Source organism: Pseudomonas sp. FGI182 (assembly GCF_000511325.1).
Classification (GTDB): domain Bacteria; phylum Pseudomonadota; class Gammaproteobacteria; order Pseudomonadales; family Pseudomonadaceae; genus Aquipseudomonas; species Aquipseudomonas putida_Z.
The window spans coordinates 4,453,563-4,468,042 of record NZ_CP007012.1 but is presented as its reverse complement, the minus strand read 5'-3'; the positions used below and the strand labels follow the sequence as shown (position 1 = coordinate 4,468,042).

Below are 14,480 nucleotides of genomic sequence, written 5' to 3'. Positions count from 1 at the left end.
TGCGCAGGGCCTGGGTTTCGGCATGGGCCTGCAGGCGCAGGCGTGCGCTGCTGTCGAGCATTTCGGTGTTGGCCTGGTTGACCAATGCCGCGCTGCGCCGCGCCTGGGCCAGCGATGTGGTTACCAGCAGGGCGACAATGGCCAGCAGGCACAGGCCGGCTAGCAGGGTGATCTTCCACTGGATGGAGAGGCGACGCAGCGGCATGAGGGCTTTCCTTTTCGATCAAATGCAACGCCCGCGATCAGGCGCGGGCGTTGTCGGCAGCATGGGTCATTCAGCGATGTAGTTGGGCGGGGAGTCCCTGAAGGCTTTGGTCAGCCAGGCCAGGTACAGCAGGCCGAGCAGTGCCCAGACGCCACCGAACAGCAGCGAGTGTGCGTTCAGGTCCAGCCACAGCGAGACGATGATGCAGAAGCCGATGGTGGGTGCCACCAGGTATGTCAGCTGGTTGGCCAGGCCCTGGCGCTTGCCTTCGCGCAGGTAGCAGTGGTTGATCACCGACAGGTTGACGAAGCTGAACGCGACCAGCGCACCGAAGTTGATGATCGAGGTGGCGGTGACCAGGTCGAAGAAGATCGCCGACAGCGAAATCAGCCCCACCACCGCGATGTTCAGCACCGGCGTCTTGTAGCGCGAGTGCAGGCGGGCGAACAGGCTGGCCGGGATCACGTTGTCGCGGCCCATCACGTACAGCAGGCGCGACACGCTGGTCTGCGAGGCCAGGCCCGAGGCGATGGTGTTGATCACGGTGCAGGCGATGAAGATCGACTGGAACAGCTTGCCGCCGACGTACAGGGCGATTTCCGGCAGTGCCGCTTCCTGGTCGTGGAAGCGGGACATGGTTGGGAAGTAGGCCTGGATGAAGTACGACACGGTGATGAACACCAGGCCGCCAATCAGGGCGGTGAGGAAGATCGCGCGAGGGATGGTCTTGCCCGGGTCGCGGGTTTCTTCGGACAGGCAGGTGACCGCGTCGAAGCCGAGGAACGAGAAGCACAGGATGGTCGCACCGGCGGCCAGGGCGCTGAACTGGGTCTGGTCGTCGGCGAACGGCAGCAGGCTCCAGGCGGTACCCAGCCCTTCACCCTGGTCCAGGCCGCGCACGCACAGGTAGATGAACACGGCGATGATCGCCACCTGCACGGCCACGAACAGCAGGTTGAAGTGCGCCACCAGGTTCACGCTGCGCATGTTGATCAGGCTGATCAGGGTGACGAAGCCGGCCACCCACATCCACTCCGGTACTTCCGGGAACATGGCCGAAAGGTACAGCTTGGCCAGCAAGGCGTTGACCATTGGCAGCAGCAAGTAGTCCAGCAACGACGACCAGCCGACCAGGAAGCCGACGTGCGGGTTGATCGCGCGCTGGGTGTAGGTATAGGCCGAGCCCGACTGCGGGAAGCGCCTTACCAGGGTGCCGTAGCTCACGGCGGTGAACAGGATCCCGGCCAGTGCCAGGATGTAGGCGCTGGGTACGTGGCCGGCAGTAATCCCGGAAACGATACCGAAGGTGTCGAACACGGTCATCGGGGTCAGGTAGGCCAGGCCGATGATGATCACGTGCCAGAGACGCAGGGTTTTACGGAGTTGGCCGTTGCCGGAAGCGCTGTGGTCAGGCTGCATGCTGGCATGGCTCCTGCGGCTGGGCGTAAACGGCGGGCACGGTGTACTGCGCATGCGGCAAGGGCGAGCGGGTGGGCTCCATGTTGTTCACCTTTATTGTTGGAGCAGCGGGGACGCGGGGGGGAGCGCGCAAAGTGGTGAAAATAAAAAACGATGGGTAGCTTAGTGTCAAGTTAAACATGACAAGATGTTGCTGGATTGAAATATTTATCGATTAAAGTGGGGTTTTGTTCGGTTTTTGCGCGTTTTTTTGCGGTTATGATCAATTCTGGTGTTCGCAAAAATTAACGAATGCCGGTTTCCCTTGGAAGGTCTGTCAGGCGTTTCCCAAAAACCGGATTTCTCGAGCCTGGCCAGCGCCAGGGCTGGGCTGCAGTGGTACTCTTGGCGTCCTGTGTGGCCCTTGGCCGCCTACGAAGCCCATATGGACAGCAATCGGTTCTATTCATGAAGAAATCAGTTGGCATCCTTTCCGGCCTGGCTATCGCCATCGCCGTCGCAACCACCGCTGGCGCCTGGTACACCGGCAAGCAGCTGCCTGCGGAGCTGGACAACGCCCTGGTCCGCAGCAACGCGGAACTCAAGAAGGCCCTGGTGAGTACCGGTGGCAGCATGAGCATCGAACGCGTGTCGCTGGAGCAGCATTTCTTCAGCAGTACCGCCCAGTACCGGCTCAAGGCCCGCGATATCAACCTGGGCGAAGGCGAAGTGGTGAATTTCGACGTTGGCGTGACCGACCAGATCGAGCACGGCCCGTTCCCCTGGTCGCGGGTAAAGGCACTGAAGCTGATGCCGGTGCTGGCAGTCAGCAACAGCACGTTGCAGAAGGACGACGCCACCGCGCCGTGGTTCGCCGCAGCGGGCGAGCAGGCCCCGGTCAGCGCGCAGACCAGCCTGGGCTACGACGGCAATGTGGTCAGCCAGGTGCAGCTGGCACCGGTCAAGCTCGACGAAGCGGATGGCAACAGCCTCGACTTCTCGGGCATGCAACTGCAAGTCAGTGGTGACCAGGAAGGCAAGGCCTCGAGCTTCCACGGCCAGGCCGATCGGTTCGTGATGAAACTGGTACGCGATGACCAGCCGCCTGCCACCTTCGAGCTCAATGGCCTGAAGGTCGGCGGCCAGCTGGCGGCCACCGCGCACCAGGCCATCTACGTGGGCAATGTCGACCTGGCGCTGGCCGAAACCAAGGTCACCCTGGGGCCCAAACAGCAGGTGCTGGTGGTCAAGGGGCTGGAGCAGAATGCCCTGCAAACCCTTGACGGCCCGGATACCGTGGGTGGCCGCGTGGAGTACAAGGTAGGGGATATCACCTGGGATGGTCGTGCGGTGGGCAAGGCGCAGATGGCGGTGAGCATCACGTCAGTCAACGCGCCGGCGCTACAGGCGCTGTCGACGTGGTACCAGGCGCACCTGCCGGAATTCGAGGCCGCGGCTGCCGCTGGCCAGCCGGTGCCGGAAATCCAGATGGACGATGAGGAGAAGGCCAGGTTCCAGGGCGAGCTGCAGAAACTGCTGGCTGCCAAGCCCCGGGTGGCGGTGGAAAACCTGTCGTTCAGGACCGCCAATGGCGAAAGCCGCTTTGACCTGTCGATGGGCTTCTCCGCCCCGGCCAGCTTCGACCTGCCGCCTGACCAGTTGAGCAAGCAACTGATCACCGAGGTGAAGAGCAAGCTGTCGTTGTCCAAGCCGATGATCGGTGACCTGGCAACCTTGCAGGCACTGCTGGATGGCCAGACCGACGCCCAGGCCATTGCCATGCAATCGAGCCAGGCCGGGGAAATGGTCGGCATGATGGCGCTGCAGAGTGGCATGGCCACCGTGCAGGGCAATGATGTGGTGAGCAGCCTGCACTATGCCGACGGCATGGTCGACTTCAACGGCAAGAAGATGACCGTGGAAGAGTTCGCCATGCTCATGGCGGCGCAGCTGGCGGCCCTGTCGCCGCAGGGCTGATCGTTTCTCCTGTTCCTCCCACAGGTTACTCTTTGCCCCCGAGGGCAGCGCTGTACCTGTGGGAGCGGGCGTGCCCGCGAAGAGGCCAGCACAGGCAACACAAAAACCACTTTAGAAATCGCTGGATTGTCTGTAGCCTTCGGCCTCCGATAATAATCCGCGCCCGCAGAGGGCCGTGGCGGCCTTTGTGCCGTCCGGCACCCTTAGCCGATCTGTCAGGGCCGGGTGATACACTCGATTTGACGCGCGCACGCGCCTGCAGGTCCAGCGATCATGACCCAGATTTCCGAACGCCTGTTGGTTCAGGCCCACCTCGACGCCAAGCAGCCAAACCCGCTGACAGCCGAGCAGGAGGCCGAATACCGTGCGGCCATCGCTGCCGAGCTCAAGGCCCAGAACGCCGTGCTGGTCGCCCACTATTACTGCGACCCGGTCATCCAGGCGCTGGCCGAAGAAACCGGCGGCTGCGTGTCCGACTCGCTGGAAATGGCCCGCTTCGGCAAGAACCACCCGGCCGAAACCGTGATCGTTGCCGGTGTGCGCTTCATGGGCGAGACGGCGAAAATCCTCACCCCGGAAAAACGCGTGCTGATGCCCACCCTGGAGGCCACCTGCTCGCTCGACCTGGGTTGCCCGGTAGAAGAGTTCTCGGCCTTCTGCGACCAGCACCCCGAGCGTACCGTGGTGGTCTACGCCAACACTTCCGCTGCCGTGAAGGCCCGCGCCGACTGGGTGGTGACCTCGAGCTGCGCACTGGAAATCGTCGAAAGCCTGATGGACAACGGCGAAACCATCATCTGGGGCCCGGACCAGCACCTGGGGCGTTACATCCAGAAGCAAACCGGTGCCGACATGCTGCTGTGGGACGGTGCCTGCATCGTTCACGAAGAGTTCAAGTCGCGCCAGTTGGCCGACATGAAGGCGCTGTACCCGGATGCGGCGATTCTGGTGCACCCCGAGTCGCCGGAAGCGGTGATCGAGCTGGCCGACGCGGTGGGCTCCACCAGCCAGCTGATAAAGGCTGCCCAGACCCTGCCGAACAAGACCTTCATCGTCGCCACCGATCGCGGCATCTTCTACAAGATGCAGCAGCTGTGCCCGGACAAGGAGTTCGTCGAAGCCCCCACCGCCGGTAACGGCGCGGCGTGCCGCAGCTGTGCGCACTGCCCGTGGATGGCGATGAACACCCTGGAGCGTGTGCTGGATTGCCTGCGTAATGGCACGAACGAGATCTTTGTCGACCCGGCGCTGGTGCCGAAGGCGATCAAGCCGCTGAACCGGATGCTGGACTTTACCCAGGCAGCGCGCCTGAAGTTGTCTGGTAACGCCTGACGCCAGACCGCGTCGCTTTCTTCGCGGGTAAACCCGCTCCCACAGGTACAGCGCAGCGCTCACGGGCGGTGCGGTCCCTGTGGGAGCGGGTTTACCCGCGAAAGGGTCCTCAGCGCCCCATCATTTCCTGAACCATGCGCTGCTGCTCCATGATCTCGCGCTGGCGCTGGTCAATCTGTGCCGCCAGCGGGAAGTTCCCACCCGACCGGCGCTTGGCGTAATCCAGCTGCTGGATGGCCTGGTCGAAATCGCCCACCAGGGTGAAGTACTCGGCCCGCGCCCGGTGCAAGCCAATGGTATTGCCCGAAAGGCCCCGCACTTCGGCCATGTCGTACCATACGTCCGGGTCATCCGGCCGGCTCTTCACCAGTTCGTTCAGCACCTTTTCCGCCTCGGCGGGCTTGTTCAGCTTCACCAGCAGATCGGCACGCACTTGCTTCAGCGGGTAGTTGCCCGGGTACAACCCCTGCATGCGTTCGGCGCGCTGCTGCGCGTCGGCCAGGCGATTGTTGGTGATGTCCAGGTCGATCTGCGCCAGGTTGTAGGTAATGTCGTTGGGCGCCTTGGCCAGCAGCGGCTTGAGCAGTTCACGCGCCTCGTTCAGCTGGCCGCCCTTGATCTGCGCCAGGGCCAGGCCGTATCGCGCGGCGTCCAACTTGGGGTCTTCGTCCAGCTGGGCGCGGAAGCGTTTGGCCGCCAGCCCCGGGGTGCCTTCGTAGGTCAGCGCCACCCGGGCACGGATCAGCTGGTAGCGCATGCTGTCCTCGACGCCGCCCTTGGGGGCCTGCTCGGCGCGGTTGCGGGTGTCGGCGATACGCGATTCGGTTACCGGGTGGGTCAGCAGGAACTCCGGCGGCTTGGCGTCGTAGCGGTACTGCCGGGCCAGGCGCTCGAACATGGTCGGCATGTTGCGCGGGTCGTAGCCGGCCTTTTCCAGGTTCTGGATGCCGATGCGGTCGGCTTCCTGTTCGTTCTGCCGCGAGAAGCGCCGCTGTTCCTGGATCGCCGCCGCCTGGGTGCCGGCGATCACACCGATACCGGCATCACCGCCGCCACCGGCCGCCAGCACGATACCGGCCAGCAGCGCTGCCATCATCGGCAATTGCATGCGCTGCTGGGCCTCGACGCCGCGGGCGAAGTGGCGCTGCGACAAGTGCGCCAGTTCGTGGGCCAGTACCGAGGCGTACTCGCCTTCGGTCTGGGCGTTGAGGAACAGCCCGCCGTTGACCCCGACGATGCCGCCGGGGGCGGCAAAGGCGTTGAGCTCGCGGCTATCGATGAGGATGAATTCCAGGCGGCGGTCCTGCAGCTGGCTGGTTTCGGCCAGGCGGTACACGCTGGTTTCGACGTAGTCCTTCAGCTGCGGGTCGTTGAGCTGGTTGACCTGGCCGCGCAGCAGGCTCAGCCAGGCACGGCCGAGCTGGTGCTCCTGTTGTGGCGAGACGATCGCGGAACTGGCGTCGCCCAGTGATGGCAGGTCGTCAGCATGGCCGGGAAGGGCCAACAGGCAGGCCAGCGTCAGCAGGGTAGGGCGCAGTAGATTCATGCATGAAGCTCGCGTCGGTCAAAGATACCTACTGTAGCGGGCTCACACGTTGGCGACCAGTGGCGCTATCCTAGCCGGCCAAATCCAGATACAGCCTGGCAATGCCTTTGGAGAGCCCCGCAATGAGTGAAACCCTGACCTGTGACGCCGAACTGGACGCCAGCGGGCTGAATTGCCCTTTGCCGCTGCTGAAGGCCAAGATGGAGCTCAACCGCCTGGCCAGCGGCGCGGTGCTCAAGGTAATCGCCACCGACGCCGGCTCCCAGCGCGACTTCCGCACTTTCGCCCAGTTGGCCGGTCATACCCTGCTGCGGGAAACGGCCGAGGCCGGTACCTACACTTACTGGCTGCGCAAGGCCTGAGTCTTTCCAAGGATCGTCAATGTTCAAAGTGCTTCGCGACTGGATGCAGCGCTACTTCTCCGATGAGGAAGCGGTGGTGCTGGCGGTCCTGTTGTTCCTGGCTTTTAGTGCGGTACTCACCCTCGGTGGCATGCTTGCGCCGGTGCTGGCGGGCATGGTGCTGGCGTTTCTGATGCAGGGGCTGGTCAATGCCCTGGAGCGCTTGCGGGTACCCACCCGGTTGGCGGTGATGCTGGTGTTTACCCTGTTCATGGGCGCGCTGGCGGTGTTCATGCTGGTGCTGGTGCCGCTGCTGTGGCACCAGTTGATCACCCTGTTCAACGAACTGCCGGGCATGCTCGGCAAGTGGCAGTCGCTGTTGTTGCTGTTGCCCGAGCGCTACCCGCACCTGGTGTCGGACGAGCAGGTGCTGCATGCCATCGAGTCGGTGCGCGGGGAAATCGGCAAGTTCGGCCAGTGGGCGCTGACCTTCTCGCTATCGAGCCTGCCGCTGCTGGTCAACGCCATGATCTACCTGGTGCTGGTGCCGATCCTGGTGTTTTTCTTTCTCAAGGACCGCGAACTGATCGGCCGTTGGGTCAGCGGCTACCTGCCACGCCAGCGCAGCCTGCTGAACCGGGTGGGCAGCGAGATGAACCGGCAGATCGCCAACTACATCCGCGGCAAGGGCATCGAGATCCTGATCTGCGGCATCGCCACCTACATCGCCTTCATCAGTCTGGGGCTCAACTACGCCGCGTTGCTGGCGTTGCTGGTGGGGCTGTCGGTGGTGGTGCCTTACGTGGGCGCGGTGGTGGTGACCGTGCCGGTGACGTTGATCGCATTGTTCCAGTGGGGCTGGGGTGACCAGTTCATCTATCTGATGACGGTGTACGCGATCATCCAGGCGCTGGACGGCAACGTGCTGGTGCCGCTGCTGTTCTCCGAGGCGGTGAGCCTGCACCCGGTGGCGATCATCTGCGCGGTGTTGCTGTTTGGCGGGTTGTGGGGGTTCTGGGGGATCTTCTTTGCCATCCCGCTGGCGACGCTGATCAAGGCCGTGCTGGATGCCTGGCCGCGGCAGGAGCCTAGTGTGTCACCGATGCTGTAATTTTGGGGCTGCTTTGCAGCCCATCGCGACACAAGGCCGCTCCTACAGGGATACGCGATTTCCTGTAGGAGCGGCCTTGTGTCGCGAAAGGGGCGCAAAGCGCCCCCAACGATCTCAAGCCTTGTTCAGGGCCTGGGCAGCAGCCAGTACTGCATCCACATGCCCGGGCACCTTCACCCCGCGCCATTCCTGGCGCAGCACACCGTCCTTGTCGATCAGGAAGGTGCTGCGGTCAACGCCCATGTATTCCTTGCCATACAGCTTCTTCAGCTTGATCACATCGAACAGCTGGCACAGGGCTTCGTCCTTGTCGCTGATCAGCTCGAACGGGAAGCCTTGCTTGGCCTTGAAGTTCTCGTGCGACTTGATGCCATCGCGCGACACGCCGAACACCACGGTGTTGGCTGCGGCAAAGGCATCGTGCTGGTCACGGAAACCCTGGCCTTCGGTGGTGCAGCCTGGGGTGCTGTCCTTCGGGTAGAAGTACACCACCACTTGCCGGCCCTTGAGCTCGGCCAGGCTGACGGTCTGCCCGCTGGTGGCCTGGGCCTGGAAGTCGGCAACGGGTTGGTCGAGTGCTACGGCCATGGTCGGTTTCCTTACATTGGGTTCTGTGGACGCCATGGCTCGATCAGCGCATCGAGGTTCAGGGCATCGGCAAAGTCCAGGAACTGGTCACGCAGCCAGCTGATCTGGGTGCCGGCCGGCAGAATCACGGTGAACTGGGCATTGAGCATGCTGCTGCCGGTCTGCGGTGCCAGGTAGGTATCGCAGGTCATGGCTTCCAGCTCGACGCGGTGGTCGAGGAAGAACTGGCACAGCTCGTTGATGATGTCCGGCCGGTAGGCGGCGCTGACGTAGGCCACGTAGGGCAGGGCCTGCGGGCGCACTTCCTGGTCGGCGCTGCGCACCACGTCCAGGGTCAGGCCGTGCTTCTTGCCCAGGCCCGGCAGCATGGCTTCGAGGCGCGCCAGGGCGTCCCAGCTGCCACCTACCTGCAGTACCAGGGCGCTGGTCTCGCCGTGGCGGCTCAGGCGCGAGGTGACCACCGCGCAGCGGTTTTCGAAGGCAGCGCGGCTGAGGACGTTGGCCAGCTCCATGGGGTTGGGGCCCAGGGCACTGATGACAAGGAATTGTTCGCGGACGGTGGGGGTGGACATGCAGCATTCCTAAAGCGATGAGCGGTCGGCACAGGACGGGCGAAAGCCTCCTGTCGGCAGGGCCCGGGGCTCGCATGCGAGGTCGTGGACGCTGGCGGGGAGCAAGGTCGACGGCCCGGCGGGCCGCGCTGCACCGATCAAAGCATCAAGGGTAGCGAAATAAGGCGCCGAGGGGAATGCTCCGCCCGCCTGCTTCGCTTGTGCAAGGCCGATGCCCCCAGTACCATTACCGCTCTCTTTTTCCGGCAGGAGCAGTTACATGATTGCGGGCAGTATGGTGGCATTGGTCACTCCCATGGATGCACAAGGGCGTCTCGACTGGGAAAGCCTCGACAAACTTGTAGACTTCCACCTGGAAAACGGCACCCATGCGATCGTCGCTGTCGGCACCACCGGTGAGTCCGCCACGCTGGATGTCGAAGAACACATCCTGGTCATCAAGCACGTGGTCGAGCGCGTCAAGCGCAGCACCCGCCGCATCCCGGTCATCGCCGGTACCGGTGCCAACTCCACTGCCGAAGCCGTGCACCTGACCCAGAACGCCAAGAGCGCCGGCGCCGACGCCTGCCTGCTGGTAGTGCCGTACTATAACAAGCCGACGCAAGAAGGCCTGTACCAGCACTTCAAGCACATCGCCGAAGCCGTCGACATCCCGCAGATCCTCTACAACGTACCCGGCCGCACCTCCTGCGACATGCAGGCCGATACCGTGATCCGCCTGTCGAAGGTCAAGAACATCATCGGTATCAAGGAAGCCACCGGCGACCTGGTACGCGCCAAGGCCATCCTCGATGGCGTCGACAAAGACTTCATCGTCATGTCCGGCGACGATCCGACCGCCGTCGAGCTGATCCTGATGGGCGGCAAGGGCAACATTTCCGTCACCGCCAACGTCGCCCCGCGCGAAATGGCCGACCTGTGCGAGGCCGCCCTTGAGGGCAATGCCGAGAAGGCCCGCGCAATCAACGAAAAACTCATGCCGCTGCACAAAGACCTGTTCTGCGAGTCCAACCCGATCCCGGTGAAATGGGCACTCGTCGAAATGGGCCTGATGCACAAAGGCATTCGCCTGCCGCTGACCTGGCTGAGCGAAGGCTGCCACGAAAAAGTCCGTACTGCCTTGCGCCAGTCCGGCGTACTGGTTTAAGAGGAAGTACACCGCATGAAGCGACTGGCTGGTCTTTCCGCCCTTGCCCTGATCATCTCCAGCACCAGTGGGTGTGGCTGGCTGTGGGGCGAGGATGGCTATTTCCGCGACCGCGGCAGCGATTACCTGCAGGCGCGCCCGACTGCGCCGATGCAGCTGCCGCCGGACGCCAGCAACGTCAAGCGCCTTGACCCGCTGCTGCCGATCCCGCGCAACGTCGCCGACGACAGCGCAACCGGCGAGTTCGAGGTGCCGCGCCCGCAACCGATGACCGGTGGCGCCGCCCAGGTTACCGACTACAGCCTGCAGCGCAGCGGCAGCAGCCGTTGGGTGCTGGCCCAGCATTCGCCGGCCGAGGTATGGCCGGTGGCTCGCCAGTTCTTCGAGGACAACGGCTTCCGCATCGCCGAAGAGCGCCCGCAGACCGGTGAATTCAACACCACCTGGCAGCGTTTCGACGAACTGTCGGCTTCGCTCGGCCAGCGCCTGGCCAGCACTGCCAGCAGCGCTGACAGCGAAGTGCGCGTGCGTGTACGCATGGAGCCTGGCGTGCAGCGCAACACCTCCGAGGTGTATGTGGTCAGCGTCGAGCGCCCGGCTGGCAGCACTGCCGAGCCCGATTTCCCGTCCACCTCCAGCAACACCGGTGCCGATGCCCTGCTGGTCGACGAAATGCTTGCCAGCATGAACCGCAGCGCCGAGAAGGGCGGTTCGGTATCGCTGCTGGCCGCGCGCGATTTCGACGCGCCAAGCCGCGTCAGCCTGAGCGAAGACGGCAGCGGCAACCCGGTGCTGTACCTGGGCGCCGACCTGGACCGCGCCTGGTCCAGCGTGGGCCGTGCCCTGGAGCAGGGTGGCGAGTGGCGTGTCGAGGACATCAACCGCAGCCTGGGCCTGTACTACATCAACCTGTCTGAAAAGCCTGAAGACAAGCAGAACCAGCCTGGCTTCTTCGGCCGCATGTTCGGCAGCGAGCCGACCAAGGAAGAGCGTGAAGCCCGTGCCGAGCGCTACCAGGTTCGCCTGAGCAAGGTGGGTGAGAGCGTGCAGGTCACGGTCGAGAAGAACATCAACACCGTGGCCCCGGCCGATGTCGCCCGCCGCGTGCTGAGCGCCATTCAGGACCACCTGGGCTAAGTGCGCTTCGCGGTACTCGGAAGCGGCAGCCAGGGAAACGGCACGCTGATCGCCAGTGGTGACACGTTCATCCTGGTCGATTGCGGGTTTTCCCTGCGCGAGACCGAGCGGCGCCTGGCGCTGCTCGGCGTGTCGGCGGCCCAGCTCAGTGCGGTACTGGTCACCCACGAACATGCCGACCACGTGCATGGGGTCGGCTTGCTGTCACGGCGCTACAATGTACCGGTCTACCTCAGCCAGGGGACCTTGCGCGGCATGCGCAAGCCGGTGGAGGTGGCCGGTTTTCTCGCTTGTGGCGAAAGCCTGCGTATCGGCAGCCTGGAAGTGACCGCGGCGCGGGTCGAGCACGACGCCTACGAGCCGCTGCAGTACGTGGTCAGCGACGGCCAGCGGCGCTTCGGCATGCTGACCGACCTGGGCTCGTACGACGCGCTGCTGCTGGAGCGTTATCAGGGCCTGGATGCACTGCTGATCGAGGCCAACCACTGCCGCGACCTGCTGGCACGCGGTCACTACCCGGCCTTCCTGAAGCAGCGGGTGGGTGGCATGCAAGGGCATTTGAACAATCACCAGGCCGCGCGCCTGGTGCACGAGTTGGGCTGGAGCAACCTGCAACACCTGGTGCTGGCCCACCTCAGCAGCAAGAACAACCTGCCACACTTGGCTCGCCAGTGCTTCGTCGACACCCTTGGGTGCGACCCGGACTGGCTCCAGGTGGCGAATCAGGAACACGGGCTCGACTGGCGCGAAATCGCCTAGCCCAACACCTCAAGCAAGCGGAGCCCAATCATGGAAAAACGCGACGAACTCTACCGCGGCAAGGCCAAATCGGTTTACAAGACCGACGACGCCGACCGCTTGATCCTGCTGTTCCGTAACGACACTTCGGCGTTCGACGGCAAGCGTATCGAACAGCTCGACCGCAAAGGCATGGTGAACAACAAGTTCAACGCCTTCATCATGCAGAAACTGGAAGAAGCCGGCGTGCCGACCCAGTTCGACAAGCTGCTGGGCGACAACGAGTGCCTGGTGAAGAAGCTGGACATGATCCCGGTCGAGTGCGTGGTGCGCAACTACGCCGCCGGCAGCCTGGTCAAGCGCCTGGGCGTGGAGGAGGGCATCAAGCTGGAGCCGTCCACCTTCGAGCTGTTCCTGAAGAACGACGAGAAGGGCGACCCCTTCATCAACGAATCCCACGTTGTCGCGTTCGGCTGGGGCACCGCCGAGCAATTGGCCGAAATGAAAAAGCTGTCGCTGAAGGTCAACGAAGTGCTGAGCAAGCTGTTCGATGACGCCGGCCTGCTGCTGGTCGACTTCAAGCTGGAGTTCGGCGTATTCCACGGCCAGATCGTGCTGGGCGACGAGTTCAGCCCGGACGGCTGCCGCCTGTGGGACAAAGAGACCCGCAAGAAAATGGACAAGGACCGCTTCCGCCAGGGCCTGGGCGACGTGATCGAAGCCTACGAAGAAGTTGCCAAGCGCCTGGGCGTGCCGCTGTAAGCGGCACGTTCACGCAAGCGCCTGATACCACGCGATTTTTTTTAAAAAAGGTTTGCGTTTTAGAAGAACGCTGGTATGATGCGCGGCATTGGAGAGATGCCGGAGTGGTCGAACGGGACGGATTCGAAATCCGTTGTACTGGCAACAGTACCTAGGGTTCAAATCCCTATCTCTCCGCCATACAAGATAAAGCCCCTGGGAACGAAAGTTCCCAGGGGCTTTTTCGTTGTGCCTTATTTTTTCATCATCCCCAATTCAGCATCATCCAGCAGCGCCTTGGCCATCGCACTCAGGTAATGCGAGGCCCAGATCAGCTTCTGGTCGCCATCCATCAAACCGGTGATGATCAGGTCGCGGACGTAGCCCATCAGTTCGGATGCTTGTTCGCGGGCGTCCTGGCAGGGGATGCCGGGTTCGATGCGGAACAGCGGGTGGGTGTTGTTTTCGCCTTGGTAGAAGCAGGTCTTGCCGACTGTGGTGGGTTGCTTTGTGTCGTCGGTGGGCATTGTTTTCTCCCTGGAATCTTGGGTGTCTGGGCCGGCCTCTTCGCGGGCGCGCCCGCTCCCACAGGTACTGTGCAGTACTTGAGGGCAATGATTACCCTTGTGGGAGCGGGCGTGCCCGCGAAGAGGCCAGGCCTGCTAGTGCAAAGTTCGTGGCTCAGCCGGTAAATGGGCCTGCATCTGCAATTGCATCAATGCCGACTCGACCAGGCCCTGTACCGCCTCCATTTCATGGATCACGGCCTGCATCACGATCGAACTCGGGGCCGTGGGTTTGAGTTGCACGGATTGGCGGGCCACGAACAGGGCGCAGAGTACGTACTCTGAGGACTGGACCAGGGTGTCTTGCAGAGCCTGGGTGGAATCGAGGGAGTGGGGTGGATCGGGGACCATCTTGCGCATAGTTAGCTCCAGAGTCAGTCGAGCTGCTACGGACTTGCTGTCAAACAAGAGGGTGGCAGCGGTACGCGGGTTGACAGACCGAGGACTCCGGAGACTCGGCGCACACGAGGTGCCCCACGTACTGCCGCCATAACGGGTGTACGTGCACGGAGAAGTTGTCGGCCTGTCAAAGCCGGTCGTTGAGTTGACAACGACAAGCCGAGACTAGAGCGCGACCCAATCCGTCGCAACAGTTTGAGCGGGTTGGCAGTATGTTTGGGAAATGGCCTACAGGGAAGGGGATAATTCTGAGTTTCAGCTGTAGGACCGGGGGCCGCTTTGCGGCCCATCGCGACACAAGGCCGCTCCTACAGGGGATTGCGCACAGGTCCAGCCTGGTGCGATCGCTTGTAGGAGCGGCCTTGCGTCGCGAAAGGGGCGCAAAGCGCCCCTCGGCGCATCGCTGCCAACCACTCGAACATAGTGTTGCGAGGACGCCAAGGTAGTGATATCAGCAGGGGGGTAAGTTCTTCAAGGCCGCTGCTGAAGTTTGGTGGCCTTGCTCTTCATTTGAGGCTTTCCTGGCTTGATGGTGCGGTGCTCGAACAAACTGATAAGTGTCCCTGTAATAGCAATCAATGCCAGTATGAATAATGCGATATCTGGGCTTTCCATAGGCTCTGTCCTGCAAGATGGCTTTTAAAGCAGAGGGCAAGCGGAGCTTCTTGGGGCAAGGTATTGC

Annotated in this window: 15 protein-coding genes and 1 tRNA gene; 9 read left to right on the top strand and 7 right to left on the bottom strand. The window is 62.9% G+C overall.

From position 1 onward, the window contains the following. Window positions 1-271: 271 nt before the first annotated feature. On the bottom strand, window positions 272-1,624 hold the full coding sequence (locus C163_RS19625; RefSeq protein WP_025340257.1) for an APC family permease: 1,353 nt from the start codon (window positions 1,622-1,624) through the stop codon (window positions 272-274). A gap of 447 nt (window positions 1,625-2,071) precedes the next feature. Here C163_RS19625 and C163_RS19620 point away from each other — a divergent pair, with 447 nt between their 5' ends. Then, a complete protein-coding gene (locus C163_RS19620; protein ID WP_025340256.1) occupies window positions 2,072-3,580 on the top strand; it encodes a YdgA family protein in 1,509 nt (502 codons plus the stop codon). Between the two features lie 273 nt (window positions 3,581-3,853). Continuing rightward, window positions 3,854-4,912: a quinolinate synthase NadA gene (gene nadA, locus C163_RS19615; protein WP_003254747.1), complete on the top strand. Its 1,059-nt coding sequence runs from the start codon at window positions 3,854-3,856 to the stop codon at window positions 4,910-4,912. A 109-nt stretch (window positions 4,913-5,021) separates the two neighbouring features. Here nadA and C163_RS19610 read toward each other — a convergent pair whose 3' ends face one another. After that, window positions 5,022-6,458: a M48 family metalloprotease gene (locus tag C163_RS19610; protein ID WP_025340255.1), complete on the bottom strand. Its 1,437-nt coding sequence runs from the start codon at window positions 6,456-6,458 to the stop codon at window positions 5,022-5,024. A gap of 122 nt (window positions 6,459-6,580) precedes the next feature. Between C163_RS19610 and C163_RS19605 the strand changes: the two genes are divergently transcribed. After that, window positions 6,581-6,820, top strand: a complete 240-nt coding sequence (locus C163_RS19605; protein WP_004375233.1) for a sulfurtransferase TusA family protein — start codon at window positions 6,581-6,583, stop codon at window positions 6,818-6,820. A gap of 19 nt (window positions 6,821-6,839) precedes the next feature. Next, window positions 6,840-7,910 carry an AI-2E family transporter gene (locus C163_RS19600; protein ID WP_025340254.1) on the top strand — a complete coding sequence of 357 codons (1,071 nt, stop codon included), beginning with the start codon at window positions 6,840-6,842 and terminating at the stop codon, window positions 7,908-7,910. Between the two features lie 114 nt (window positions 7,911-8,024). Here C163_RS19600 and C163_RS19595 read toward each other — a convergent pair whose 3' ends face one another. After that, window positions 8,025-8,498: a peroxiredoxin gene (locus C163_RS19595; protein WP_013973794.1), complete on the bottom strand. Its 474-nt coding sequence runs from the start codon at window positions 8,496-8,498 to the stop codon at window positions 8,025-8,027. 11 nt (window positions 8,499-8,509) lie between these two features. Beyond that, window positions 8,510-9,070, bottom strand: a complete 561-nt coding sequence (locus tag C163_RS19590) for a glycine cleavage system protein R (RefSeq protein ID WP_013973793.1) — start codon at window positions 9,068-9,070, stop codon at window positions 8,510-8,512. A 259-nt stretch (window positions 9,071-9,329) separates the two neighbouring features. Here C163_RS19590 and dapA point away from each other — a divergent pair, with 259 nt between their 5' ends. From dapA to C163_RS19565, 5 genes are all read left to right on the top strand, one after another. Then, on the top strand, window positions 9,330-10,217 hold the full coding sequence (dapA, locus tag C163_RS19585) for a 4-hydroxy-tetrahydrodipicolinate synthase (RefSeq protein WP_025340253.1): 888 nt from the start codon (window positions 9,330-9,332) through the stop codon (window positions 10,215-10,217). 15 nt (window positions 10,218-10,232) lie between these two features. After that, window positions 10,233-11,354 (top strand): outer membrane protein assembly factor BamC, encoded by a 1,122-nt coding sequence (gene bamC, locus C163_RS19580; protein WP_004375223.1) that lies wholly within the window; start codon window positions 10,233-10,235, stop codon window positions 11,352-11,354. Then, window positions 11,355-12,113, top strand: a complete 759-nt coding sequence (locus tag C163_RS19575) for an MBL fold metallo-hydrolase (RefSeq protein WP_012273748.1) — start codon at window positions 11,355-11,357, stop codon at window positions 12,111-12,113. Between the two features lie 30 nt (window positions 12,114-12,143). Continuing rightward, window positions 12,144-12,854, top strand: a complete 711-nt coding sequence (gene purC, locus C163_RS19570) for a phosphoribosylaminoimidazolesuccinocarboxamide synthase (RefSeq protein ID WP_004375217.1) — start codon at window positions 12,144-12,146, stop codon at window positions 12,852-12,854. Window positions 12,855-12,944: 90 nt separating this feature from the next. After that, window positions 12,945-13,034: transfer RNA gene (locus C163_RS19565), tRNA-Ser, on the top strand. Window positions 13,035-13,087: 53 nt separating this feature from the next. Here C163_RS19565 and C163_RS19560 read toward each other — a convergent pair. The 3 genes from C163_RS19560 to C163_RS27370 form a co-directional block, all read right to left on the bottom strand. Then, on the bottom strand, window positions 13,088-13,360 hold the full coding sequence (locus C163_RS19560) for a DUF3077 domain-containing protein (protein WP_025340252.1): 273 nt from the start codon (window positions 13,358-13,360) through the stop codon (window positions 13,088-13,090). A gap of 135 nt (window positions 13,361-13,495) precedes the next feature. Continuing rightward, entirely contained in the window at window positions 13,496-13,759 is a 264-nt protein-coding gene (locus tag C163_RS19555; RefSeq protein ID WP_025340251.1) for a hypothetical protein, read from the bottom strand. 510 nt (window positions 13,760-14,269) lie between these two features. Next, complete coding sequence (locus C163_RS27370) at window positions 14,270-14,413, bottom strand: hypothetical protein (RefSeq protein ID WP_170978869.1); 144 nt, start codon at window positions 14,411-14,413, stop codon at window positions 14,270-14,272. Window positions 14,414-14,480 lie beyond the last annotated feature (67 nt).